This is a genomic window from Pseudomonas sp. NBRC 111119, from assembly GCF_001320125.1.
GTDB lineage: Bacteria > Pseudomonadota > Gammaproteobacteria > Pseudomonadales > Pseudomonadaceae > Aquipseudomonas > Aquipseudomonas parafulva.
In genome coordinates this window covers 157,429-180,666 of the sequence record NZ_BCAV01000005.1, presented here as the reverse complement: position 1 = coordinate 180,666, position 23,238 = coordinate 157,429, and the positions used below count along the sequence as shown (strand labels likewise).

Sequence of the window (23,238 nt, the reverse complement as noted above, 5' to 3'; positions counted from 1 at the left end):
TTCACCGTTCAAGTTAGTGCAGGCCAGGAGCCGGCGCGAAGTAGAGGGTTTCTGAATATGGCCAGGTACGAGGCAAGCAACATGTCGATGATCTTTATCGAACCCTGACCTACGCTAACAGTCGCATGCCAAGAATCTTTTGCGCGCAAGAAAGGAGCCTGCATGACGTTGACGCGTGCGCTATCGGTTGTGGGCCTGGGGCTGCTGTGTGCGCTTGCCGGCTGTAGCCAGGAAGAACTGCCGCCAATGCTGCCCAGGGTAGGCGTGCAGCAGGTGCAGCCTGCCGACTTCGCTGCGCGGGTCACCCTGACCGGCGATGTACAGGCGCGCGTGCAGACGGACCTGTCGTTCCGCGTGGGTGGCAAGATCATTTCGCGCAGCGTGGATGTGGGGGACCATGTCAAGGCCAACCAGGTATTGGCGCGGTTGGACCCTAAAGACCTGCAGAACAACGTCACCTCTGCCAAGGCCGAGGTGTTTGCTGCCCAGGCGCGGGTCACCCAGACGCAAGCCGCTTTTGTGCGCCAACAGAAACTCCTGCCCAAGGGCTATACCAGCCAAAGTGAATACGACGCCGCCGAGGCCGCCCTGCGCAGCAACCAGAGCGCCCTCAAGGCCGCCCAGGCACAACTGGCCAATGCCAACGAGCAGTTGAGCTACACCGCGCTGGTGTCTGAAGCGGACGGTGTAATCACCGAGCGCCAGGCCGAAGTCGGGCAGGTGGTGCAGGCGACCATGCCGATTTTCGGCCTGGCCCGTGACGGCGACCGCGATGCCGTGTTCAACGTTTACGAATCCCTGCTGGCAGCCCAGCCGAGCGATGCCAGCGTGGTGGTAAGCCTGCTGGACGACCCCAAGGTGCAGGCCCGGGGCGCCGTGCGTGAGATCACGCCGACCGTTTCTGCCCAGAGCGGCACAGTGCAGGTGAAGGTCGGGCTGAAGGATGTACCGGCGGCCATGCAGTTGGGGGCACCGGTGACGGTCAGCACCCAGGGCCGGGGCAAATCCAGCGTGGCGTTGCCTTGGTCGGCCTTGACCAAGGGCATCAAGCAGCCAGCGGTATGGGTGGTAGGCGAGGGCGACAAGGTGCAGTTGCGTGAAGTGGAAGTCAGCCGCTATCTCACCGGCAAGGTGGTGATCGGCAAGGGCCTTGAAAGCGGCGAAACCGTGGTAGTTACCGGTGGGCAATTGCTGCACCCCGGCATGCAGGTGGAAAAGGTGGCAGCCGATGCTGCGGAGAGCCCGCTATGAAACCGCTGCTGTGGATGATGTGTGCAGGCCTGCTGCTGGCCGGCTGCAGTGAAGATGAGCCGCCCGCCGATCCGGTCCGCCCGGTACTGTCCGTGGTGGTGCAGCCCCAGGTGGAAGCCTTGCTGGGCCGGTTCGCCGGGGTGATCGAGGCGCGTTATGAGAGCACCCTGGGCTTTCGTGTCGGCGGCCGTATCGCCCGCAGGTGGCTGGATGTAGGCGCACAGGTCAGGCCTGGCGACACCCTGGCCACCCTGGACCCGACCGACCAGCAGAACCAACTGCGCGCAGCCGAGGGTGACCTGGCCCGGGTTCAGGCGCAATGGATAAACGCTCAGGCCGATGCCCGTCGGCAGCAGCAGCTGTACGACCGGGGCGTGGGGGCCCAGGCGCAGCTGGACATTGCGCAGACCAACCTGAAAACCGCCGGTGCGTCGCTGGAACAGGCCCGTTCCTCGGTCAACCAGGCCCGTGACCAGCTGGGCTACAGTACCCTGCGCAGTGATCACGGCGCCGTTATCACCGGTTGGCAGGCCGAAGCGGGGCAAACCGTTACCGCCGGCCAGGCCGTGGTCACATTGGCCCGGCCCGATGTGAAGGAAGCCGTGATCGATTTGCCAATCGGCGTTGCCGAGCAGTTGACCCCCGACTTGACCTTCATCGTCGCCTCGCAGCTTGACCCTGCGCTCAGCACCACAGCCACCTTGCGCGAGCTGGAACCCAGGGCCGATGCCACCACCCGTACCCGCCGTGCGCGGCTGACCCTGGCCAGTACCCCTGCGGCGTTTCACTTGGGTACGGCCATCAGCGTCACCCTGAGCTCGCAGGTCACCCCCCGCAGCGAACTGCCCGCCACCGCATTGATGGAGCGCGAGGGCAAAACCCAGGTGTGGGTCATCGACCCGCAGCAAAAAACCGTTGCTCTGCGCGATGTGACCCTGATCGACCGCACCCGCGACAGCATTATCGTGTCCGCCGGCGTACAGCCTGCCGAGCGAGTGGTGATCGCCGGCGTCAACAGCCTCAAGCCTGGCCAGAAAGTCGCCTTCGACGAGGACGCGCAATGAAAGGAAGCTTCAACCTGTCCGAGTGGGCGCTCAAGCATCAGTCTTTCGTCTGGTACCTGATGTTCGTTGGCCTGCTGATGGGCATCTTCTCGTACTTCAACCTGGGCCGTGAGGAGGATCCGTCCTTCACCATCAAGACCATGGTCATCCAGACCCGCTGGCCAGGCGCTACCCAGGACGAGACCCTGTTGCAGGTCACCGACCGCATCGAGAAGAAGCTCGAGGAACTGGACTCGCTCGACTACACCAAAAGCTACACGCGCCCCGGGGAGTCGACGGTATTCGTCTACCTGCGCGACACCACCAAGGCCGGCGACATTCCGCAGATCTGGTACCAGGTGCGCAAGAAGATCCAGGACATCCGCGGTGACTTCCCCGATGGCATCCAGGGGCCTGGCTTCAACGACGAGTTCGGCGACGTGTTTGGCTCCATCTATGCCTTTACCGCCGACGGGCTCAGCTTGCGCCAGCTTCGCGACTACGTGGAGCGGGCGCGGGCCGAAGTGCGGGAAGTGCCCAACATCGGCAAGATCGAGATGGTCGGCATTCAGGACGAGGTGCTGTACCTGAATTTCTCCACGCGCAAGTTGGCTGCGCTGGGTATCGACCAGCGCCAGGTGATGCAGGCGTTGCAGGCACAGAATACGGTAACGCCGGCCGGGGTGATCGAAGCCGGGCCAGAGCGCATATCGGTGCGCACCACCGGGCAGTTTGCCTCTGAGAAAGACCTGCAGAACGTCAACCTGCGCATCAACGACCGCTTCTTCCGGCTGGCGGATATCGCCGATGTGGAGCGCGGCTACAGCAACCCGCCGTCACCGATGTTCCGCTACAACGGGCAAACGGCACTGGGCCTGGCCATCGGCATGAAAGCAGGCGGCAACATCCAGGTGTTCGGTACAGCGCTCAAAGAGACCATGCAGCGCATCACCCATGAGCTGCCTGTAGGCGTTGACGTGCACACGGTGTCCAACCAGGCGGTGGTGGTCGAGAAGGCGGTCGGCGGCTTTACCAGTGCGCTGTTCGAGGCGGTGATCATCGTGCTGGCGGTAAGCTTCGTCAGCCTGGGCGTGCGCGCCGGTTTGGTGGTGGCGTGTTCGATACCGCTGGTGCTGGCCATGGTGTTCGTGTTCATGGAGTACAGCGGCATCACCATGCAGCGCATCTCGCTGGGGGCGCTGATTATCGCGCTGGGGTTGCTGGTGGACGATGCCATGATCACCGTGGAGGTCATGGTCACGCGCCTGGAAATGGGCGAGACCAGGGAGCAGGCGGCCACGTTCGCCTACACCTCCACTGCATTCCCCATGCTCACCGGCACCTTGGTGACCGTGGCAGGCTTCGTGCCCATTGGCCTCAATGCCAGTTCGGCTGGGGAATACACCTTCACCCTGTTTGCGGTGATTGCCGTGGCGTTGCTGGTGTCCTGGGTGGTGGCCGTGTTCTTCGCACCGGTGCTCGGCGTGCATATTCTCAATGCCAAGAAAATGAAAGCCCACGACAACCAGCCGGGCAGGGTAGGCCGCGCCTTCGAACATGGCCTGTTGTGGAGCATGCGCCACCGCTGGCTGACCATCATCGGCACGGTGGTGCTGTTCGCGCTGTCGGTGTTCTGCATGCGTTATGTGCAGAACCAGTTTTTCCCGGCCTCGGACCGCCCGGAGATCCTGGTCGACCTCAACCTGCCGCAGAACGCCTCTATCGAAGAGACGCGCAAGGTGGTCGACCGCCTGGAAGCGACGCTCAAGGACGATGAAGACATCGACCACTGGAGCACCTATATCGGCGAGGGCGCGGTGCGCTTCTACCTGCCGCTGGACCAGCAGTTGCAGAACCCGTACTACGCCCAGTTGGTCATCGTCAGCAAAGGCCTGGAGCAGCGCGGCGAGCTGATCGCCCGCTTGCAGAAGCGCCTGCGTGAAGACTTCGTGGGCATTGGTTCCAACGTGCAGTCACTGGAGATGGGCCCGCCTGTTGGCCGCCCCATCCAGTACCGGGTCAGTGGCAAGGACATCGACCAGGTGCGCAAGCACGCCATCGAACTGGCTACGTTGCTGGACAAGAACCCCAATGTTGGCGAGATGATCTACGACTGGAACGAGCCCGGTAAGGTGCTGCGCATCGAGATCGCCCAGGACAAGGCACGTCAGCTGGGGCTGTCTTCGGAAGACGTGGCCAACGTGATGAACAGCATCGTCACCGGTGTGCCGGTCACCCAGGTCAACGACGATATCTACCTGATCGACGTGGTCGCCCGTGCCGTGGACAGCGAGCGTGGCTCGCCGGACACCTTGCAGAACCTGCAGATCCTCACCCCCAGCGGCACCTCCATCCCGCTGCTGGCGTTCGCCACGGTGCGCTACGAGCTGGAACAACCGCTGGTGTGGCGCCGTGACCGCAAGCCCACCATTACCCTCAAGGCGTCGGTCAATGGCGATATCCAGCCGACCGACCTGGTGGCGCAACTGAAACCCGATATCGAGAAATTCGCCAGCGAGTTGCCGACCGGTTACGAGGTGGCAACCGGCGGCACGGTAGAGGAGAGCGGCAAGGCGCAAGGCCCGATCGCCAAGGTGCTGCCGCTGATGCTGTTCCTGATGGCGACCTTCCTGATGATTCAGCTGCACAGCGTGCAGAAGCTGTTCCTGGTGGTCAGCGTGGCACCGTTGGGGCTGATTGGCGTGGTGCTGGCGCTGGTCCCCACGGGTACGCCAATGGGCTTCGTGGCGATTCTCGGCATCCTGGCGCTGGCAGGCATCATCATTCGTAACTCGGTGATTCTGGTGACGCAGATCGACGAGTTCGAAGCGCAGGGCTTCTCGCCGTGGGACGCCGTGGTGGAGGCTACCAACCACCGTCGCAGGCCGATCCTGCTGACGGCAGCCGCCGCGAGCCTGGGCATGATCCCGATTGCCCGGGAAGTGTTCTGGGGGCCGATGGCCTACGCCATGATCGGTGGCATCATCGTCGCCACCTTGCTGACGCTGTTGTTCCTGCCGGCGCTGTATGTGGCGTGGTACAAGATCCGCGAGCCTGAAAATACTACGCAAGGACAGCGCCCAACCTGACATGAAAACCTGTGGGGGCGGGCCAGCCCGTTCCCACAGGGATCAGGTTTCTCACCTGAAAAGCGGCCTAATATTTTCGGTTATATAAACATTCTTAAACAGTATTTTTAAGAATATCCCCGCCTCACTACTATTGCCCTCAAGCCAGGCGCATTCCCCTTCCCATCTCTCAGCCCGGCACCTCACTCCAAGGAGAACGAGCATGAGTGCATCGCTGCGCAGTATCGACGGTCAGGACGAAGCCACCATCCTGCGGGAAATCCAGAGCGCCCTGCGCGACCTGCGTTTCGGTGCGGTGGAGATCACCGTGCACAACGCCCAGGTGGTGCAGATCGAGCGCAAGGAAAAATTCCGCCTGCAACAGCCTGGCAACAAGCCCAGCTGAACCCGCCATACCCTTCAGAACTAGAAAAATGCCAATCGGGAGCTTCACCATGTCCATCCGCCGCTATGCACTCGCCGCCCTGGCCAGCGCTGTTTTTGCCGGTTCCGCCGTCGCCAAGGACTACGAACTGCTGAACGTGTCCTACGACCCCACCCGTGAGCTGTACCAGCAGTACAACGCCGAATTCATCAAGCACTGGCAGCAGTCCCACCCGGACGACAAGGTGAAAATCCAGCAGTCCCACGGTGGCTCGGGCAAGCAGGGCCGTGCGGTGATCGACGGGTTGCGTGCCGACGTGGTAACCCTGGCCCTGGCCGGTGATATCGACGAAATCGCGAAACTGGGCAAGACCCTGCCCGAGGACTGGCAGAAGCGCCTGCCCGATGCCAGCACCCCCTATACGTCCACCATCGTATTCCTGGTGCGCAAGGGCAACCCCAAGGGCATCAAGGACTGGGGCGACCTGATCAAGAAAGACGTCTCGGTGATCACGCCCAACCCGAAGACCTCCGGCGGCGCACGCTGGAACTTCCTGGCGGCCTGGGCCTATGGCCTGAAAACCGGTGGCAGCGAAGAGAAAGCCAAAGCCTATGTGCAGGAACTGTTCAAGCACGTGCCGGTGCTGGATACCGGGGCGCGTGGCTCCACCATCACCTTCGTCAACAATGGCCAGGGCGATGTGCTGCTGGCCTGGGAAAACGAAGCGTTCCTGGCGCTGAAGGAAGACGGCGGCGCCGATAAGTTCGACATCGTGGTGCCGTCCCTGTCGATCCTGGCTGAACCACCGGTTGCGGTGGTGGACAAGAACGCCGAGAAAAAGGGTAATACGGAAATTGCCACCGAGTACCTGAAACACCTGTACAGCCCGGCTGGGCAGAAGATCGCCGCCGAGAACTTCTACCGCCCGCGTGATGAGAAAGTCGCGGCCGAGTTCGGCAAGCAGTTCCCGAAACTGGACCTGGTGACGATCGACAAGGACTTCGGTGGCTGGAAGACTGCGCAACCCAAGTTCTTCAATGATGGCGGTGTGTTCGACCAGATCTATCAGGCACAGTAAGCGGCCAGGATGATGCGGGGCTGTGTGACAGCCCCAGAATCGAAAGCCAGCACCGGCCCGGCATGACTGCCGGGCCTCGTGCGTTCAACCAGGGATATTTATGTCACGTCGCATTTCCCCCGTCATACCCGGCTTCGGGCTGACGCTTGGGTACACCTTGGTGTACCTCAGCCTGATCGTGCTGATACCGCTGGCCGCCATGTTCGTGCATGCCGCCCAGCTCACCTGGGAGCAGTTCTGGACCATCATCAGCGCGCCGCGAGTGATCGCCGCGTTGAAGCTGAGCTTCGGCACTGCTCTGTTCGCGGCCATCATCAACGGCGTGATCGGCACCCTGCTGGCCTGGGTGCTGGTGCGCTACACCTTCCCTGGCCGCAAGATCATCGACGCCATGATCGACCTGCCGTTCGCCCTGCCCACCGCGGTTGCCGGTATCGCCCTGACCGCCCTGTACGCGCCGGCCGGTTGGGTCGGCCAGTTCGCCACCGACCTTGGTTTCAAGATCGCCTACACCCCACTGGGCATCACCCTGGCGCTGACCTTCGTCACCCTGCCGTTCGTGGTGCGCACGGTGCAGCCGGTGCTGGCCGACATTCCGCGCGAGGTCGAGGAAGCCGCTGCGTGCCTGGGTGCCAAGCCGCTGCAAGTGTTCCGCCATGTGCTGGCGCCGGCATTGCTGCCAGCCTGGCTCACCGGTTTTGCCCTGGCGTTTGCCCGTGGCGTGGGTGAGTACGGTTCGGTCATTTTCATTGCCGGCAACATGCCGATGAAAACCGAGATCCTGCCACTGCTGATCATGGTCAAGCTCGACCAGTACGACTACACCGGCGCGACTGCCATCGGCGTGCTGATGCTGGTGGTTTCCTTCATCCTGCTGCTGCTGATCAACCTGCTGCAGCGCCGCATCGAAACCCCTTGAAGGAGGCCGGCATGTCCAGTTCATCCCTGAATGCAACCGCCGCTGCCAATGCCGCCCGCCGCGGCAGCGCCACCTCGCGCCGGGTGCTCATCGGCCTTGGCTGGCTGGTGTTCGCGCTGTTCCTGCTGCTGCCGCTGGTGATTGTGGTATCGCAGGCGCTGAAAAACGGTTTCGGCACCTTCTTCGAAGCCATCTTCGAACCCGACGCACTGGCGGCTTTGCGGCTCACCCTGCTTGCAGTGGCGATCTCGGTGCCGCTCAACCTGGTGTTCGGCGTCAGCGCGGCATGGTGCGTCAGCAAGTACAGCTTCCGTGGCAAAAGCATCCTGGTCACCCTGATCGATCTGCCGTTCTCGGTATCGCCGGTAATCGCCGGCCTGGTCTACGTGCTGATGTTCGGCGCCCAGGGCCTGCTCGGCCCGTGGCTGCAGGACCACGACATCCAGATCGTCTTCGCCCTGCCGGGCATCGTCCTGGCCACCATCTTCGTCACCGTGCCGTTCGTGGCCCGTGAGCTGATCCCGCTGATGCAGGAGCAGGGCACGCAGGAAGAGGAAGCCGCACGTTTGCTGGGGGCCAATGGCTGGCAGATGTTCTGGCACGTGACCCTGCCCAACATCAAATGGGGCCTGATCTACGGCGTGGTGCTGTGTACCGCGCGGGCAATGGGCGAGTTCGGCGCGGTGTCGGTGGTGTCCGGCCATATCCGCGGTGTGACCAACACCTTGCCGCTGCATGTGGAGATCCTCTACAACGAATACAACCACGTGGCGGCCTTCAGCGTGGCCAGCCTGTTGCTGATCCTGGCGCTCTTCATCCTGCTGCTCAAGCAGTGGAGCGAGAACCGTATTAACCGCCTGCGCCACAGCGCCGCGGAGGAATGATTCATGTCGATCGAAGTTCGTAACGTCAGCAAGCGCTTCAACAGCTTCCAGGCCCTGGACAACATCAACCTGGATATCAACAGTGGCGAGCTGGTCGCCCTGCTTGGCCCGTCGGGCTGCGGCAAGACCACCTTGCTGCGCATCATTGCCGGCCTGGAAACCCCGGACCAAGGCAGCATCGTGTTCCATGGCGAGGATGTGTCCGGCCACGACGTGCGTGACCGCAACGTGGGGTTCGTCTTCCAGCATTACGCGCTGTTCCGCCACATGAGCGTGTTCGACAACGTCGCCTTTGGGCTGCGCATGAAGCCCAAGGGCGAGCGCCCGAGTGAAAGCCGCATCGCCGAGAAGGTGCATGAACTGCTGAACATGGTGCAGTTGGACTGGCTGGCCGACCGCTACCCGGAACAGCTGTCAGGTGGCCAGCGCCAGCGTATCGCCCTGGCCCGCGCTTTAGCGGTGGAGCCGAAGGTACTGTTGCTGGATGAGCCGTTCGGGGCGTTGGACGCCAAGGTGCGCAAGGAGCTGCGCCGCTGGCTGGCACGGCTGCACGAGGACATCAACCTGACGTCGGTGTTTGTCACCCATGACCAGGAGGAGGCCATGGAGGTGGCTGACCGCATCGTGGTGATGAACAAGGGCGTGATCGAGCAGATCGGTTCGCCAGGTGAGGTGTACGAGCAACCGGCCAACGACTTCGTCTACCACTTCCTAGGTGATTCGAACCGCCTGGCATTGAGCGAAGGCCACCATGTGCTGTTCCGCCCGCACGAAGTGTCGTTGTCGCGGCACGAAACCGAAGGGCATCAGGCCGCCGAGGTGCGTGACATCCGGCCCTTGGGTGCCACCACGCGGGTCACCCTGAAGGTGGAAGGGCAGAGCGACCTGATCGAGGCCGAAGTGGTCAAGGACCACGACAGCCTGACCGACCTGGCCCGTGGCGAAACCCTTTTCTTCCGGCCGAAGCTGCCGTTGTAGGGGCGCGTAGGAGCGACCGCTAGGTCGCGATGGGCTGCGCAGCAGCCCCGTACGGTTTTGCGCACGGGTTATACCCTTAGGGCTGCTATGCAGCCCATCGCGACCTAGCGGTCGCTCCTACAGACCCATCGCGACCTAGCGGTCGCTCCTACAGTGGCATCTTCCATGCCGTTGACGAATAGTTTTAATGCCTGCGCTGCATCATTTCCAACCCCCGCCTGCAAAGCCCCGTAAAACCGGGCCCTTCGCGCAACCCTACCAAATAAATATTCAATAAAGTTATAACAATAAATTTAAACATTACTTTCAGAGATATACCTCTGGCCGGATGATTCAGCCACTCACCTGAATCCAGCCCCAGGAGTTTGATCAATGGGTAATGCCCACTCGGCCGTCAGGGCCTACGACCTGCCATGGCGCCCAGCACCGGGCGAACTGGTCGAGCTTGGACGCACTGCGCGTCTTCCCCTTGGCCAACTGCGCCTGCAACGCTCACCCGTCAGCGGCCTCAAACGGCGGGACAAACTGGCCTTGGCGCTGCTGGTGCTGGCCTTGCACGGCGCTGCTGCTTACTGGATCAGCCAAGCACCCACACCCGAGCTGCCTGTGGTGCCGCCACAGGTCCCGCCCATGACCATCGAGTTTGCGGCACCCGCACCGCCTGTGGTCGAGCCCCCGCCGCCTGCACCTGCACCGCCGTTGGTCGAGCCACCACCACCGCCGCCTGTGATTGACGAGCTGGCTGCCAAGCCCAAGCCAAAACCCAAGTCCGTGCCCAAACCCGTGGTGAAGCAGGCGCCCAAGCCGACACCCAAGCCCAAGCCGGTGGAGTCTCCACCACCAGCTCCGGTCGCCCCCCCGGCGCCGGCCACACCCGCGCCACCTGCGCCTGCGCCGGTTACCCCGGCCTCGGCCAACGCTGCGTACCTGAAGAACCCGGCGCCGGACTACCCGCAGATGGCCCAACGGCGGGGCTGGGAAGGCACGGTGCTGTTGCGTGTAGAGGTGCTGCCCAGCGGCAAGCCCGGGCAGATTCAGGTCCAGAAAAGCAGTGGCCGTGATGCGCTGGACGCCGCAGCCCTGGCTGCAGTCAAGCGCTGGAGCTTCGTCCCCGCCAAGCAGGGGGACGTTGCCCAGACCGGCTGGGTCAGTGTGCCCATCGACTTCAAGCTTCGTTAACTCCCCCTTTGCAGAACACAGGAAGACATCCCATGAGCGTGCTGGCATCCCCTCTCGAGTCCGTAGAAAGCGCCGTCATCTGGCTGCTGGTCGGCTTTTCCGTTGTCACCTGGGGCCTGGCCCTGGTGAAAACCTTGCAGTTCGTGCGCCTGAAAAATCAGGACAAACGCTTCCATCAACAATTCTGGGCGGCATCCAGCCTGGACTCGGCTGCCGAGCTCAGCCACGAGCTGCCAGGCCCTGCGGCACGGGTGGCGCAGTCCGGCTACGCTGCCATCGCGGTGGGCGATGCCCAGGCCAGTGACCTGAGCCACGCCATCAATCACCAGGACCGCCTGGAGCGGGCCCTGCGCCAGCAGATCGTGCGTGAGCGGCGTTCGCTGGAAACCGGCCTGGCGGTGGTGGCGAGCATCGGCAGTACCTCACCCTTCATCGGCCTGTTTGGCACCGTGTGGGGCATCATGGAGGCGCTCAAGGGCATCAGTGCGGCGGGCTCTGCGAGCCTGGAAACCGTAGCCGGGCCCATAGGCGCTGCACTGGTCGCTACCGGCGTGGGCATCGCCGTGGCCGTGCCGGCGGTGCTTGTGTACAACTATTTCCTGCGCCGCCTGAAGCTGACAGCCGCTGACCTGGACGATTTCGCCCACGATTTCTACAGCCTGGCGCAGAAGAGTGCCTTCCGCGTATTGGTACACCCGGCTGTACACAAGCCTCAGGGTGGTTTTACCCAGCCCGTGAAGGAGGCCTCCTGACATGGCGTTCTCGACCCAGGACAGCGACGAAGTCCTCAGCGAAATCAACGTGACGCCGTTGGTGGATGTAATGCTGGTGCTGCTGGTGGTGTTCATCGTCACTGCACCGCTGCTCACCAATGCCATCCCCATCAACTTGCCCAAGACCGAGGCCGTGGCCCCGGTGGAGCAGAAGGACCCGCTGGTGGTCAGCATCGATGGCAGCGGCAAGCTGTTCATCAACAAGGACGAGCTCCAGCCTGACGCGCTGGAAGGCAGCCTCAAGGCCGCCAAGGCCAAGGACGCTGACCTGCGTGTGCAACTGCAGGCCGACGACGGCGTGAACTACGGTGAGGTGGCGCGCGCCATGGCCGCCATCGAACGTGCCGGCATCAGCAAATTGGCGGTCATCACTGCGCGCTGATGCCATCAACCTCTTCAGGCAATGCTTATGGGCCATATCTCTTGGCAGGGGATGGCCCTTTTTTTTGCCCCGCTGTGGATAAAAGGCTTCGCGGGTAAACCCGCTTCCACAGCTTAAACTTTTTGTTATTAACAAATATCTTCTTATTCCTTTACGAATATAACCCCCACCCTATACTGGTCTCCAAGCACGCAAACACCCCTGGAGGCGTCCCATGCGCAATGAGTCAATTCGTTACCTGATTGTGCCGGGCTGGCAAGGATCGCCAGACAACCATTGGCAGAGTCACTGGCAGCGCACCCTGCCCAACAGCGCGCGGGTGGAGCAGCACGACTGGCTCACCCCGCAACGCCAGGACTGGGTGCAGGCGCTGGAGCAGGCGATTGCCGCCGAGCGCTCGCCCGTTATCCTGATTGCCCACAGCCTTGGCTGCATCACGGTTGCCCACTGGGCCGCGCAAGCCACCCCCGGCCTGCTACGGCGGGTACGGGGGGCATTGCTGGTGGCGCCGGCCGATGTGGAGCGGCCAACCTGCGCGGCGGCGCTGCGCAACTTCGCGCCCATCCCAAGCGCGCCACTGCCGTTTCCAAGCCAGGTCGTCAGCTCCGACAACGACCCGGCGGTGAGCGTACCGCGGGCGCTGTCGCTGGCTCAGGCCTGGGGTGCCGAAGCGGGGTTGCTGAGCAATGCGGGGCACATCAACGTGAAGTCAGGCCATGAGCGCTGGGAGGGCGGTTTCGCTTACCTGTACCGCCTGCAAAGCCGGGTGGAGCAGCGCGCACTGCGCCGTGCCTGACAGCCTTTTCTGTTTATTGTCGGCGTGAAGCCGGGCCCAGCAGGGCCGGTGTGGGAGTTTGTCATGACGTTTCAAAACCCGTTTGGCCAGCCGCTGCTGACCTTTCCCGAACTGGACAAGAGCCCCCTGAGCATTCGTGCCAAGGCCCTGGTGTTCATCGACCCCCGCTCGCAGCAACTGCGTGAGGACCTGGAACGCCTGGCACCACTGCCATTGCCAGTGCTCATCCGGGGTGAAACAGGTTCGGGCAAGGAACTGCTGGCCCGCCAGATCCACCGCGCCAGTGACCGCAGCGGCCTGTTCGTCTCGGTCAACTGCGCCGCCATCAGTGCGACCTACGCCGATGCCGAGCTGTTCGGCTACAGCGCCGGCAGCCAGGGGGGCACGGCCAGTAGCCGCGCCGGTTGGTTCGGCTCGGCCAACGGCGGCACGCTGTACCTGGACGAAATTGCTGACCTGCCGTTGACCATACAGGGCAAGCTGCTGGCAGCCTTGGAGAACCGTGAAGTGACGCGGGTAGGCGCGCAGAAGCCGCAGCCGGTGGATGTCCGCCTAGTGGCTGCTACCAGCATCGACCTGGCCCGGGTGGTCAAGGCCGGGCGGTTCAATGAGCGCCTGTATCAATACTTGCGCGAAGGTGCGCTGGAGTTGCCACCCTTGCGCGAGCGGCCCGGCGATATCCTGGCGTTGGCCGAGTATTTCGTGGGGATCTACAGCGTTCGCCTGCAGCGGCCGGTACCGCTGGTGAGCGAGGCGGCGCAGCAGTTACTCGAGGCCCACCCCTGGACGGGCAATACCCGTGAACTGGAGAACGTCATCCACTTCGCCTTGCTGGTCAACGACGGGGAAGAGATCCTGCCTCAAGACCTCGATTTGCCCAGCGCTGCGCGTTAGCAGGTGCTAATAAGCAAATGGGTAGGTGGCATTTTGATTTTGGAATAAGCAGCTAATTAAAAGATATTGTTCCGGCATAAAAAATCTAGGTATTGTCCGCCTCGCGCCCGCTGAATCGTCGGTAGGCACACACATCTGCCATCGCCGATGGCCCGCATTCAGAACAAGGATCACCATGAAGAAGACCCTGCTGACCACCGCCCTGGCTGCCGCCCTGTCGTTCGCCGGCCTGGCCGCTGCCGCCGAAAAACTGGTGGTTGCTGCAACCCCCGTACCCCATGCCGAGATCCTGGAGCTGATCAAGCCGACCTTGGCCAAGGAAGGGGTGGACCTGCAGATCAAGGTCTTCACCGACTACGTGCAGCCTAACGTGCAGGTAGACCAGAAGCGTCTGGACGCCAACTACTTCCAGACCCTGCCGTACCTGCAGAGCTTCAACGAGGGCAAGGGCACGCACCTGGAAACCGTGATCGGCGTGCACGTTGAGCCCTTCGGCGGCTACTCGAAAAAGGTCAAGAGCCTGAACGACCTGCCAGAAGGTGCCACGGTCGCCATCCCTAACGAAGGCAGCAACAGCGGCCGTGCACTGCTGCTGCTGCAGAAGGCCGGCCTGATTACCCTTAAGGATCCGAAAAATGCCCTGGCAACGCCAAAGGACATCGCCGAGAACCCCAAGAAGTTGAAATTCCGCGAGCTTGAGTCGGCCATGCTGCCCCGCGTACTGGACCAAGTGGATCTGGACATGATCAACACCAACTACGCCCTTGAAGCCGGCTTGAATCCGGCCAAGGATGCGCTGGTGATCGAAGGCAGCGACTCGCCTTACGTGAACTTCCTGGTAGCCCGCCCGGACAACAAGAACAGCGACGCCATGCAGAAACTGGCCAAGGCCCTGACCAGCCCCGAGGTGAAGGCCTTCATCGCCAAGAAGTACCAGGGTGCTGTGCTGCCAGCGTTCTGATGCGTTTGCTGCTGGTAGTGTGACCTGACGCCGACACTGATGTGTCGGCGTTTTTATTTATTGGGGCATTGGGCGGGCTGCGGGTGGCGCTTTGGCCCCCCTTCATACGCAAACTATGTATATTCCATAAAGGTATTTATCTAAAGTCTTTTAGAGCATTAGAGTCTATCTGTCGTGCCGCCCCGCACCCTGTAGACATGCTCCCATGACCCTCGACACCGCCTTCATCCTCAGCACACTACCCACTTCTCTCAAGGCCGTTGGGGTGACGTTGCAGGTCGGCCTGATCGCCATTGCCACGTCACTGCTGGTTGCCCTGATCAACGCCAGCTTGCTGGTCCTGCGTGTTCCCTACCTGTGGCGGCTGGTGAAAGCCTATGTGGAACTGGCACGCAATACACCGCTGCTGATCCAGCTGTTCTTCATCTACTTCGCCCTGCCAAGCCTGGGTGTGAAGGTTTCCGGGTTTGCAGCCGCGATCATCACCATGACCTTCATGGGCGGCGCCTACTTGACCGAGGTGCTCAGAGCCGGTGTCGAAGCCGTCCCCAAGGCTCAGCTTGAGTCCGGGCGCTCCATCGGGCTGTCCGAAGGGCAGTTGCTGCGCCACGTGGTACTGCCCCAGGCCGGCATCCTCAGCCTGCCGGCACTGTTCGCAAATTTCATCTTCCTGTTGAAGGAAACCACAGTGGTATCGGCGGTGGCGGTGCCAGAGATCCTCTACACCACCAAGAACTACATTGCCCTGTACTACAAGACCTACGAAATGCTCACGGTGCTGACGCTGCTCTGCGTGTTGCTGTTCCTGCCCCTTTCATTGCTGCTGCGTCACGTGGAACGGAGGCTGCAAGATGGCCAGTTCGGCAATTGAGCTGCTGACCCAGGCGCTGCCGCAGCTGGCAGGAGGCGCCGCGCAAACCCTGGCTATTTCTGCGCTGGGCATTGTATTCGCGACTTTGGGGGGTGTGCTGTACGGCGTACTGGCAACCCTGGGCAGCCGTGTGCTGGATATCGCGCTGCAGGTGTACCTGGAGCTGTTTCGCGCCATCCCGGTACTGGTGTGGCTGTACCTGGTGTTCTTCGGCTTGCCGATCTTTTTTGCCATCAGCATTCCCAGCTTCTGGTGCGCCGTACTGGTACTGGGCCTGTGGGGTGCCAGTGAAGTCGGCGAGGTGGTACGCGGCGCGCTGCGATCACTGCCACGCGGTCAGCGTGAAGCGGGCCTGTCGATCGGCCTGGCGGGGTGGCAGCTTTACGGCTACGTGCTGCTGCCGCAGGCGCTCAAGCGCATGACCCCGCCCACCATCAATATCTACACGCGGATCATCAAGACCAGTTCGCTGGCGGTGTTGATCGGCGTGGTCGAAGTGATCAAGGCGGGCCAGCAGATCATCGAGCGCACCTACGAGTCGGTGCTCATCTATGGGGCGCTGTTTCTGTTCTTTTTCATCGTCTGTTATCCACTGTCGGCCGCTTCACGCGTGCTGGAGCGGCGCTGGGCCCACTCATGAACGCATTGATCGAATTTCAGGGTTTCAACAAGTATTTCGGTGAGCACCAGGTGCTCGAAAACGTCGACCTGAAAGTGGCCGCCGGGGAAGTCGTGGTCATCCTCGGCCCCAGCGGTTGCGGCAAGAGCACGCTGCTGCGTTGCCTCAACGGCCTGGAGCAGGCCCACAGCGGCCAGTTGCGCCTTGCCGGGCAGGCGCTGTTGGCGCCCGGTACGGACTGGCGCGCGGTTCGCCAGCGTGTCGGCATGGTGTTCCAGAGCTACCACCTGTTTGGCCACATGAGCGTGCTGGATAACCTGCTGCTGGGCCCGTTGAAGGTGCAGAGGCGTGAACGCGGTGAGGCCCAGGCCCAGGCCGAGGCATTGCTGGCGCGTGTCGGCCTGCTGGACAAGCGCGACGCCTTTCCACGGCAGTTGTCTGGTGGCCAGCAGCAGCGCATCGCGATCGTGCGCTCGCTGTGCATGAACCCCGAAGTGATGCTGTTCGACGAGGTCACCGCAGCGCTCGACCCGGAAATGGTCAAGGAAGTGCTGCAGGTGATCCAGGGCCTGGCCCGTGACGGCATGACCTTGCTGATTGTTACCCACGAAATGGCCTTCGCTCGCGCGGTGGCCGACCGCATCGTGTTCATGGAGGCCGGCAGGATCCTTGAACAGGGCGACCCTGAGAGCTTCTTCACCCAACCGCAAACCGCACGCGCGCAGCAGTTCCTGGAGAAATTCTCCTTCGTAGCAACCCTGCCGAAAACATTGCACAAGGAACTGTCATGAGAATTGCCCACTTCACCAAACTGCTCGCACCTCTCCTGGGCCTTGCCCTGCTCGCCGGCTGCAACAAGGCCGACGAGCCGCCCAAACCCGGTGTGGCATCGCCGGCTACCAGTTACCTGGAAACCATCAAGGCCAGGGACAAGCTGATCATCGGGGTATTCACCGACAAGCCGCCGTTCGGTTTCGTTGACGAAAAGGGCCGCTACGTTGGCTTCGATACCGACATTGGCCGTCGCCTGGCCAAGGACCTGCTGGGTGACGAGAACAAGGTCGAGTTCGTTGCCGTGGAGCCGGCCAGCCGTATCCCCTTCCTGCAGAGCGACAAGGTGGACCTGATCCTTGCCAACATGACCGTGACCCCCGAACGTAAAGAGGCCGTGGATTTCACCAACCCCAACTTGCGGGTGGCGGTACAAGCCATTGTTGCCGATGGCAGCCCGGTGCAGAAACTCGACGACCTGGCCGACAAGACCATTATCGTCACCACGGGCACCACAGCTGATATCTGGCTGACAACGCATCATCCGGACTGGAAGCTGTTGAAGTTCGAGAAGAACAGCGAGTCGCTCCAGGCCTTGGCCACCGGCCGTGGCGATGCCTACGCCCAGGACAACCTGATCCTGTTCAGCTGGGCCAAGCAAAACCCGGGCTACCGCGTATTGCCTGAGTTGCTGGGCGATGAGGCGCCCATTGCGCCGGCGGTGAAGAAGGGCAATACCGAACTGCGCGACTGGGTGAACGCCGAGCTGGCCAAGCTGGGCGAAGAGAAGTTCCTGCTGAAACTGTATGACCAATATGTACGCAAGGAGCTGAGCGACGACACCAAGCCCGAGAGCGTGATCGTAGAAGGCGGCAAGTGGCAGGGGTGAAAGGGCTGGCCGGGGCTGCGTAGCAGCCCCGCTGATCAACCGCCAGGCACGAGCCTCAAGGTACTGTGCGCCGGAATAGCCCCCATCTGTGTTTTCTGGTAATGCCCCTGCACATACCTCTCGGCCTGGTCCGCGTAGTGCTTGTCGAAAGGCACGCCGCTTTGCCCGACCGGGTTACTGGTCAGTGCCTGGCCGGCATCGGCGAAGTCGATCAGGCGCCGGGTGGACGGGCCGTAGGTGACCGGCCACGGCGCGGGGCCGATCTTGGCCGATAGATTGTTGGGCACTTCGTGGGTGCCAGGGGCCGGGAACGGGCCCACGTTGAACAGTAGGTTCAGGGGCTTTTGCACACCCAGCGGGTGGTTATGGGTGAGGGTATGCGCCTTGCCCCACTGCCAACTGGCAGGGTCGTCGCCCAGGGCCTTGCGCAGGTGCTGCACCGTCTGTTGCCAGGCCACCCGCACAACCCCGGTGCGATCGGTGGGCTGGCTGGCGCCGCGGGTGTTCCACCAGGGGGAATCGGCGTCGGCGGCCAGGCGTGGCAAGGCAGCGTCGATGGCTCGGGTGCTGATGAGTACCGGGAACCAGGCGTCACCCAGTTCGTCATGCATCGCGGCAAATGCCAGCTCATACAAGAACTGGTTGAACACCGTGGCGTTGATGGAGCCCAGCGGGTAGTCGCCCTCCCAGGCCGCCAACTGTTCCACCAGCTCCTTTTCCTCATCACCCTCGGCTACTGCGCGCAGTGTCGCCAGCAGTGGCGCCAGGGTGCGCGGGCCGTAGTCACTGGAGGTGTCCAGCTGCAGGGCCTGGCTGTTGGCGGTGTCCCATTGTGTTTGCGTGTCTGCCAGCAGGCGATCGAGCTGGCGGCCCCGGTCTGGCAGATTGTAGTAGCCGGGTATGGGCATGGCGCCCGGCGGCTGGTAGTTGGCCGAAACGATGTACCCACTGGCAGGGTTTTCCTGTTGCGGGTTGGCGCTGAAGGGGTAGAAACCCAGTTTGTCCGCCTGGGTACTGCTGCCATCGAGGATGAATGCCGGGTTCACGCCGTCAGGGCGGATCGGCAAGCGCGCAGCCGCCCACCAGCCGATATCACCACGGGCGTTGGCCCACACGAAGTTCAAACCGGGTGCATGCACCTGGGCGGCGGCCTGGCGCATCTTGCCCAGGGTGTCGGCACGGTTGAGCTGGTAGAAACCGTCGAGAATGGGGTTTTCGGTTTCCAGAAACGCCCACCACATGGCAATGGGCGTGTTGCCCGCCGACTCCCCAAGCACATCGTTGACGATCGGGCCGTGGGGGGACCGGCGCAGTTGCAGGGTGACCGGCTGCCCGCCCTTGACGGCGATGGTCTGTTCGCTGTGCTCCAGTGGCTGCCACTGGCCCTTGACCAGTACCTGCTGGGCATCGGCTGGGTTGGGCCTTTCTGCGATCAGGTCGATGTCATCGTTCTGGAACATGGTCAGGCTCCAGCCGAAATCACGGTTATGGCCCAGCAAGGCAAAAGGGTTCAGGGCCTGGAAGTACCCGTACAAATTGAAACCCGGTGCCGACAGCTCCGCTTCGTACCACACTGCCGGCGCTGCAAAGCCGATATGCGGGTCGCCGGCCAGCAGCGGCTTGCCGCTGCGGGTGCGGCTGCCAGCCACTGCCCAGGCATTGCTGCCTTCGAACTGCGGCACCGCCAATGCCGTCAGCGCGTTGTGGCTGACCGTGGCCAGGGTTTCCAGGCTGCGCCAGTCGGCAGCCGCCAGCGGCGTGCCCAGTGCGCCGCCTGGTTGCCAGGCGAGGTCGAAGATGCCCAGGTACTCAGGCCCCAGTTGGTCGCGGATGAAAGTGAGTGCAGGCTCGGTGCGGAATGCGGCGGCAAAGCTGTAGGCCAGGTACCCGGCGATGCTCAGGGTGTCCTCGGCGGTGAAGGGGCGCGGGCTGATGCCGAGCAAGTCGAACTCCACTGGCTTTGGGTGGCTGGCCTGCCAGCTGTTCACCCCGGCGAGGTAGGCCTGCAGTGCGCGCCAGGCAGGAGCCTGGTGGTCTTGACGCCGGGCCATCAGGGTGGCCTGTTCCCGGATGCGCAGGCTGCGGAACAGGGTATCTGTAGGGACCAGTTTTTCACCCAGCACTTCAGCCAGCTCGCCCCGTGCCAGGCGGCGCATGATCTCCATCTGGAACAGCCGGTCCTGGGCGTGCACGTACCCCAGTGCCCGGTACAGGTCAGGCTCGTTCTGCGCCTGCAGGTGCGGCACACCCCGGGTGTCGTAACGCACGCTGACGGGGGCCTGCAGGCCGGCAACCGCTACCTCGCCGTCGCGGCGCGGCAGTTTGCCCTGTACGTATACGTAGCCAGCCCCGACGGCCAGGGCGATAACGACAACCAACAGGGCCAGGCCGCGCTTCATGCAGTCTCCTTTGAGTGATTGGGCAGATTGTGTGGTCCGATCATCGACACATTCGCGAAAAGAGCATAGCCCCCAGGCAGGAGTTTCCATGTCACTCAGCGAAAAACAGAAAATGCTGACAGGCCAGCTGTACCACGCCACCTGTCCAGAGCTGCAGGCCGAGCAAAGCGCCAACCGGCAGTGGATGCTACGGTACAACAGCGGTACAGAGATGCACTCGCAAGCCCGCCATGGGCTGTTGGCCGAGCACTTTGGCCACGTCGGCGACAACACGGTGATTCGCCCGCCGTTTCACTGCGACTATGGCTACAACATCAGTGTGGGCCGTAACACGTTCATGAACTTCAACTGTGTGATTCTCGATGTACTGCCCGTGCGCATCGGCGACGATTGCCAGGTTGGCCCCAACGTGCAGATCTACGCGGCTGACCACCCCCTGGACCCCGAGGTGCGTCGCACCGGCCTCGAGAGCGGGCGCCCGGTGACCATCGGCAATAATGTATGGATCGGCGGCGGGGCGATCATCCTGCCTGGCGTGACCATTGGCGATGATGCGGTGGTGGGCGCTGGCAGCGTGGTCACCCGTGACGTGCCGGCGGGCGCTGTGGTGGTGGGCAACCCGGCGCGTATCCGTCAACCGGCCCACGGGCAGTAGCAGCCAACGGCCAAGGTATTGGATGCCTGGACCTGGCGGCCGTCGAGCAGTGCCTTCAGAATCGGCTCGATGAAGCTGTTGCTGGCATTGCACACCGCCCCCTCGCTGTAGGGGCCAAAGTAGGCCAGATGGCCTTGGCGGTCCCAGATGGCGACCGCCGGCGAGGCCGGCAGCCGTTCGCTGCCCGGCAGGCTGGCCAGGGGCTGCAAGGCGGTCAGGTCTGCAGGCATGCGGCCTTGGCTGCCAGGCTTTTGCAGCACATAAAACCTCACGCCCTTGCCTGCGAACTGGCCAACCAGGTCGGCCAGGTGCTGTTGGTTGCCAACGTTGCAGGGGCAGGCCGGGTCGCGAAAATGCACCACGCGGATGGGCCCGGGGCCCGCAAGCGCTGCAGGCAACTGCAGCTGGCTGCCATCGAACACCGTGGCCTGGTTGTCGAACGGGCGCAGGTAGCGGGCCTGGAAACTGCTGTAGGCCTGCCAGAGGATGACTGCGCCCACGATCAGGCCAAGCGCCAGGCACGACGTTTTGAGGGTTCGGGTATTCATGAACCGGATGCGGGCTCGTGTGGGGTGAACGGCAAGCTTGCCACGGCGCGGCCATGAGCTGAATATCCCAAGTCAATACTTGTTGCACTGTGGATGTACCCGATGCCCGCTGCCTTTCACCCCGACCTGTTGCGCACCAGCCTGGCCCCGCTCGGCGCGCGCCAGCCGCTGTCGGCGCATGCCCAGCATTATCAACGCTTCTATGGTCTGGATGTGCCCGTGCACAGCTGGCTGGGCAGCTTCCCCGTTGCTGGGTTCGAGGTGGTGGGGCAGGTGTGGTCGCCCCTGCAGCCGAAGGCAACGCTGTTTCTGCTGCACGGTTATTACGACCACATGGGCTTGTACCGGCATGTGATTGCCTGGGCGCTGAAACATGGGTTTGCGGTAATCAGCTGCGACTTGCCGGGCCATGGCTTGTCCAGTGGCGAGCGTGCCAGCATCGATGACTTTGCGGTGTATCAGCAGGTGCTCGACGCCCTGTTCGAACAGGCCCGCGCACTGCGGCTGCCCCACCCGTGGCACCTGTGCGGCCAAAGCACCGGTGGTGCAATCGCCGTCGACCATCTGTTGCACCAGGCTGAGCACAGCCCTGTGGATGGCGAGGTCATCCTGTTGGCACCCTTGGTGCGCCCGTGTGCCTGGGGCTGGTCGAAGTTCAGCTACCAGGTGTTGCGTCACTTTGTGAACGGTATCGAACGGCGCTTCAGCGACAACACCAATGACCCGGCATTCTTGGCGTTTCTTCAGGCCGACCCGCTGCAGCCCCGTCGCCTGCCCACGGCCTGGGTGGGCGCGCTGATCGCCTGGATCAAACGCATAGAAGCCGCGCCCTGCAGTGCCCGGCACCCGGTGATCGTGCAAGGGGAGAACGACGGCACTGTGGACTGGCCGTACAACCTCGCCGTGCTCAAGGCCAAGTTCGATACGCCCCGGGTGCTGATGCTGCCCGGGGCCCGCCATCACCTGGCAAACGAGCTACCGGCTATCCGCCAGCGCTATTTCGATTTCCTCGACCTGCAGATAGGCTGATCAATTCAGCTGGTTGGCGTCCTGGCCAACAGCCAGCCCCGCGCGCACGGCGGTGAGGGCAGCCTGGTAATACGCCTTGCCATCGGCAGATTCGGCGAAGGTGGCGAATTCTTCCAGCTCGGCATCCGACAAATCACGGTAGACGTAGAGCAGGGTGTTGTTCAGGTCTTCGCCAATCTGGTTCATCAGGCGCTGGCGCTGGCCGTCGAGCAGGCCCTGGGCCTGACCACCGCCGAACAGGCCGGGGATCATGGAGCTGAGGCTGTCGGCTGCCACGCCTGCGATGGCCAGGCTGACCTCGGCACCGGCTTCCCGGGCCGGCAGGGCCTGGGCGAGGTGGCCGATGATCAGCTGGCGAGTGTCGCTGGCCTGAATCTTTGGCAGGCCCTGGGCATTGCGTGCCAGTTCATCCTTGCGCGTGGCCTTGAGCTCGGCGGCCACCACCTTGCGGCCCAAGGGCGACTGGAAAAACGCCAGGGCCGGCGCCGGGTTGGGCAAGGCGGTGCGCAGTTGGGCCTGGGCACGCCGGTCCATGGCCTGGGCCTGGAAGCGCTGGTTGCTGTTGCTGACCAGCGCCTGGTAAACGGCCGGCGGCAAGCTGTTGCGGTAGCGCTGCTGGGCGGCGGTGACGGCATCGGTGAAGTGGGCGCGCTGGTCGGGCCAGCCAGCGACCTTGTACAGCTGACCCAGGGTATCTGCCCAGACAGGTACGGTGCAGATCATCAGCAGAATCAGGGAAAACAGACGGCGCATTCAAGACTCCTGTCGGCAGGTGGCTATTGTCTGTGTGGCAGCGGCTGTTTGTCGAGATATGTGCGTGGTTCTCGGCCAAGTGGCGCTGTGCGCCGATCTGGCGAATGGATATG

General features: G+C 62.9%; 23 protein-coding genes. 20 read left to right on the top strand and 3 right to left on the bottom strand.

Annotation, left to right across the window (positions count from 1 at the left end):
- Positions 1 to 162: 162 nt before the first annotated feature.
- From APH25_RS01695 to APH25_RS01610, 18 genes are all read left to right on the top strand, one after another.
- On the top strand, positions 163 to 1,251 hold the full coding sequence (locus tag APH25_RS01695) for an efflux RND transporter periplasmic adaptor subunit (RefSeq protein ID WP_060480858.1): 1,089 nt from the start codon (positions 163 to 165) through the stop codon (positions 1,249 to 1,251).
- Entirely contained in the window at positions 1,248 to 2,315 is a 1,068-nt protein-coding gene (locus APH25_RS01690; RefSeq protein ID WP_060480857.1) for an efflux RND transporter periplasmic adaptor subunit, read from the top strand. The genes APH25_RS01695 and APH25_RS01690 overlap by 4 nt, the downstream gene beginning before the upstream one ends.
- Positions 2,312 to 5,383 carry an efflux RND transporter permease subunit gene (locus tag APH25_RS01685; protein ID WP_060480856.1) on the top strand — a complete coding sequence of 1,024 codons (3,072 nt, stop codon included), beginning with the start codon at positions 2,312 to 2,314 and terminating at the stop codon, positions 5,381 to 5,383. The genes APH25_RS01690 and APH25_RS01685 overlap by 4 nt, the downstream gene beginning before the upstream one ends.
- Before the next feature lie 202 nt (positions 5,384 to 5,585).
- Positions 5,586 to 5,768: a sulfur starvation response protein OscA gene (oscA, locus tag APH25_RS01680; RefSeq protein ID WP_012274726.1), complete on the top strand. Its 183-nt coding sequence runs from the start codon at positions 5,586 to 5,588 to the stop codon at positions 5,766 to 5,768.
- 49 nt (positions 5,769 to 5,817) lie between these two features.
- Entirely contained in the window at positions 5,818 to 6,825 is a 1,008-nt protein-coding gene (locus APH25_RS01675; RefSeq protein WP_028632113.1) for a sulfate ABC transporter substrate-binding protein, read from the top strand.
- 100 nt (positions 6,826 to 6,925) lie between these two features.
- On the top strand, positions 6,926 to 7,744 hold the full coding sequence (gene cysT, locus APH25_RS01670; protein ID WP_028632112.1) for a sulfate ABC transporter permease subunit CysT: 819 nt from the start codon (positions 6,926 to 6,928) through the stop codon (positions 7,742 to 7,744).
- A gap of 11 nt (positions 7,745 to 7,755) precedes the next feature.
- Positions 7,756 to 8,628: a sulfate ABC transporter permease subunit CysW gene (gene cysW, locus APH25_RS01665; protein ID WP_028632111.1), complete on the top strand. Its 873-nt coding sequence runs from the start codon at positions 7,756 to 7,758 to the stop codon at positions 8,626 to 8,628.
- A 3-nt stretch (positions 8,629 to 8,631) separates the two neighbouring features.
- Complete coding sequence (locus APH25_RS01660) at positions 8,632 to 9,606, top strand: sulfate/molybdate ABC transporter ATP-binding protein (RefSeq protein ID WP_028632110.1); 975 nt, start codon at positions 8,632 to 8,634, stop codon at positions 9,604 to 9,606.
- A 372-nt stretch (positions 9,607 to 9,978) separates the two neighbouring features.
- Entirely contained in the window at positions 9,979 to 10,785 is an 807-nt protein-coding gene (locus tag APH25_RS01655; protein ID WP_060480855.1) for an energy transducer TonB, read from the top strand.
- Between the two features lie 32 nt (positions 10,786 to 10,817).
- The gene (locus tag APH25_RS01650; protein WP_060480854.1) at positions 10,818 to 11,537 is read left to right on the top strand and encodes a MotA/TolQ/ExbB proton channel family protein; all 720 of its coding nucleotides are present in this window, start codon (positions 10,818 to 10,820) and stop codon (positions 11,535 to 11,537) included.
- A 1-nt stretch (position 11,538) separates the two neighbouring features.
- Positions 11,539 to 11,940 carry a biopolymer transporter ExbD gene (locus APH25_RS01645; RefSeq protein WP_028632107.1) on the top strand — a complete coding sequence of 134 codons (402 nt, stop codon included), beginning with the start codon at positions 11,539 to 11,541 and terminating at the stop codon, positions 11,938 to 11,940.
- A 214-nt stretch (positions 11,941 to 12,154) separates the two neighbouring features.
- On the top strand, positions 12,155 to 12,736 hold the full coding sequence (locus APH25_RS01640; RefSeq protein WP_060480853.1) for an alpha/beta hydrolase: 582 nt from the start codon (positions 12,155 to 12,157) through the stop codon (positions 12,734 to 12,736).
- Between the two features lie 63 nt (positions 12,737 to 12,799).
- Positions 12,800 to 13,630, top strand: a complete 831-nt coding sequence (locus APH25_RS01635) for a sigma 54-interacting transcriptional regulator (RefSeq protein WP_060480852.1) — start codon at positions 12,800 to 12,802, stop codon at positions 13,628 to 13,630.
- A 175-nt stretch (positions 13,631 to 13,805) separates the two neighbouring features.
- Positions 13,806 to 14,591, top strand: coding sequence for a MetQ/NlpA family ABC transporter substrate-binding protein (locus tag APH25_RS01630; protein ID WP_028632104.1), 786 nt, complete (start codon positions 13,806 to 13,808; stop codon positions 14,589 to 14,591).
- Between the two features lie 205 nt (positions 14,592 to 14,796).
- On the top strand, positions 14,797 to 15,462 hold the full coding sequence (locus APH25_RS01625; RefSeq protein ID WP_060480851.1) for an amino acid ABC transporter permease: 666 nt from the start codon (positions 14,797 to 14,799) through the stop codon (positions 15,460 to 15,462).
- Positions 15,443 to 16,102 (top strand): amino acid ABC transporter permease, encoded by a 660-nt coding sequence (locus APH25_RS01620; RefSeq protein ID WP_060480850.1) that lies wholly within the window; start codon positions 15,443 to 15,445, stop codon positions 16,100 to 16,102. Before APH25_RS01625 ends, APH25_RS01620 begins: the two co-directional genes overlap by 20 nt.
- Positions 16,099 to 16,872 (top strand): amino acid ABC transporter ATP-binding protein, encoded by a 774-nt coding sequence (locus tag APH25_RS01615; protein ID WP_060480849.1) that lies wholly within the window; start codon positions 16,099 to 16,101, stop codon positions 16,870 to 16,872. The genes APH25_RS01620 and APH25_RS01615 overlap by 4 nt, the downstream gene beginning before the upstream one ends.
- Entirely contained in the window at positions 16,869 to 17,741 is an 873-nt protein-coding gene (locus tag APH25_RS01610) for a transporter substrate-binding domain-containing protein (protein ID WP_060480848.1), read from the top strand. The genes APH25_RS01615 and APH25_RS01610 overlap by 4 nt, the downstream gene beginning before the upstream one ends.
- 35 nt (positions 17,742 to 17,776) lie before the next feature.
- Here APH25_RS01610 and APH25_RS01605 read toward each other — a convergent pair whose 3' ends face one another.
- A complete protein-coding gene (locus APH25_RS01605; protein ID WP_060480847.1) occupies positions 17,777 to 20,140 on the bottom strand; it encodes a penicillin acylase family protein in 2,364 nt (787 codons plus the stop codon).
- Between the two features lie 88 nt (positions 20,141 to 20,228).
- Here APH25_RS01605 and APH25_RS01600 point away from each other — a divergent pair, with 88 nt between their 5' ends.
- Positions 20,229 to 20,795 carry a sugar O-acetyltransferase gene (locus APH25_RS01600; protein WP_060480846.1) on the top strand — a complete coding sequence of 189 codons (567 nt, stop codon included), beginning with the start codon at positions 20,229 to 20,231 and terminating at the stop codon, positions 20,793 to 20,795.
- Here the strand turns inward: APH25_RS01600 and APH25_RS01595 are convergent.
- Positions 20,774 to 21,343 (bottom strand): DUF6436 domain-containing protein, encoded by a 570-nt coding sequence (locus tag APH25_RS01595; protein WP_060480845.1) that lies wholly within the window; start codon positions 21,341 to 21,343, stop codon positions 20,774 to 20,776. The genes APH25_RS01600 and APH25_RS01595 overlap by 22 nt on opposite strands.
- Before the next feature lie 102 nt (positions 21,344 to 21,445).
- Here APH25_RS01595 and APH25_RS01590 point away from each other — a divergent pair, with 102 nt between their 5' ends.
- On the top strand, positions 21,446 to 22,372 hold the full coding sequence (locus APH25_RS01590; RefSeq protein WP_028632100.1) for an alpha/beta hydrolase: 927 nt from the start codon (positions 21,446 to 21,448) through the stop codon (positions 22,370 to 22,372).
- On the opposite strand, the gene APH25_RS01585 is transcribed toward APH25_RS01590, so the two are convergent.
- Positions 22,373 to 23,125 carry a DUF2059 domain-containing protein gene (locus tag APH25_RS01585; protein ID WP_028632099.1) on the bottom strand — a complete coding sequence of 251 codons (753 nt, stop codon included), beginning with the start codon at positions 23,123 to 23,125 and terminating at the stop codon, positions 22,373 to 22,375.
- Positions 23,126 to 23,238 lie beyond the last annotated feature (113 nt).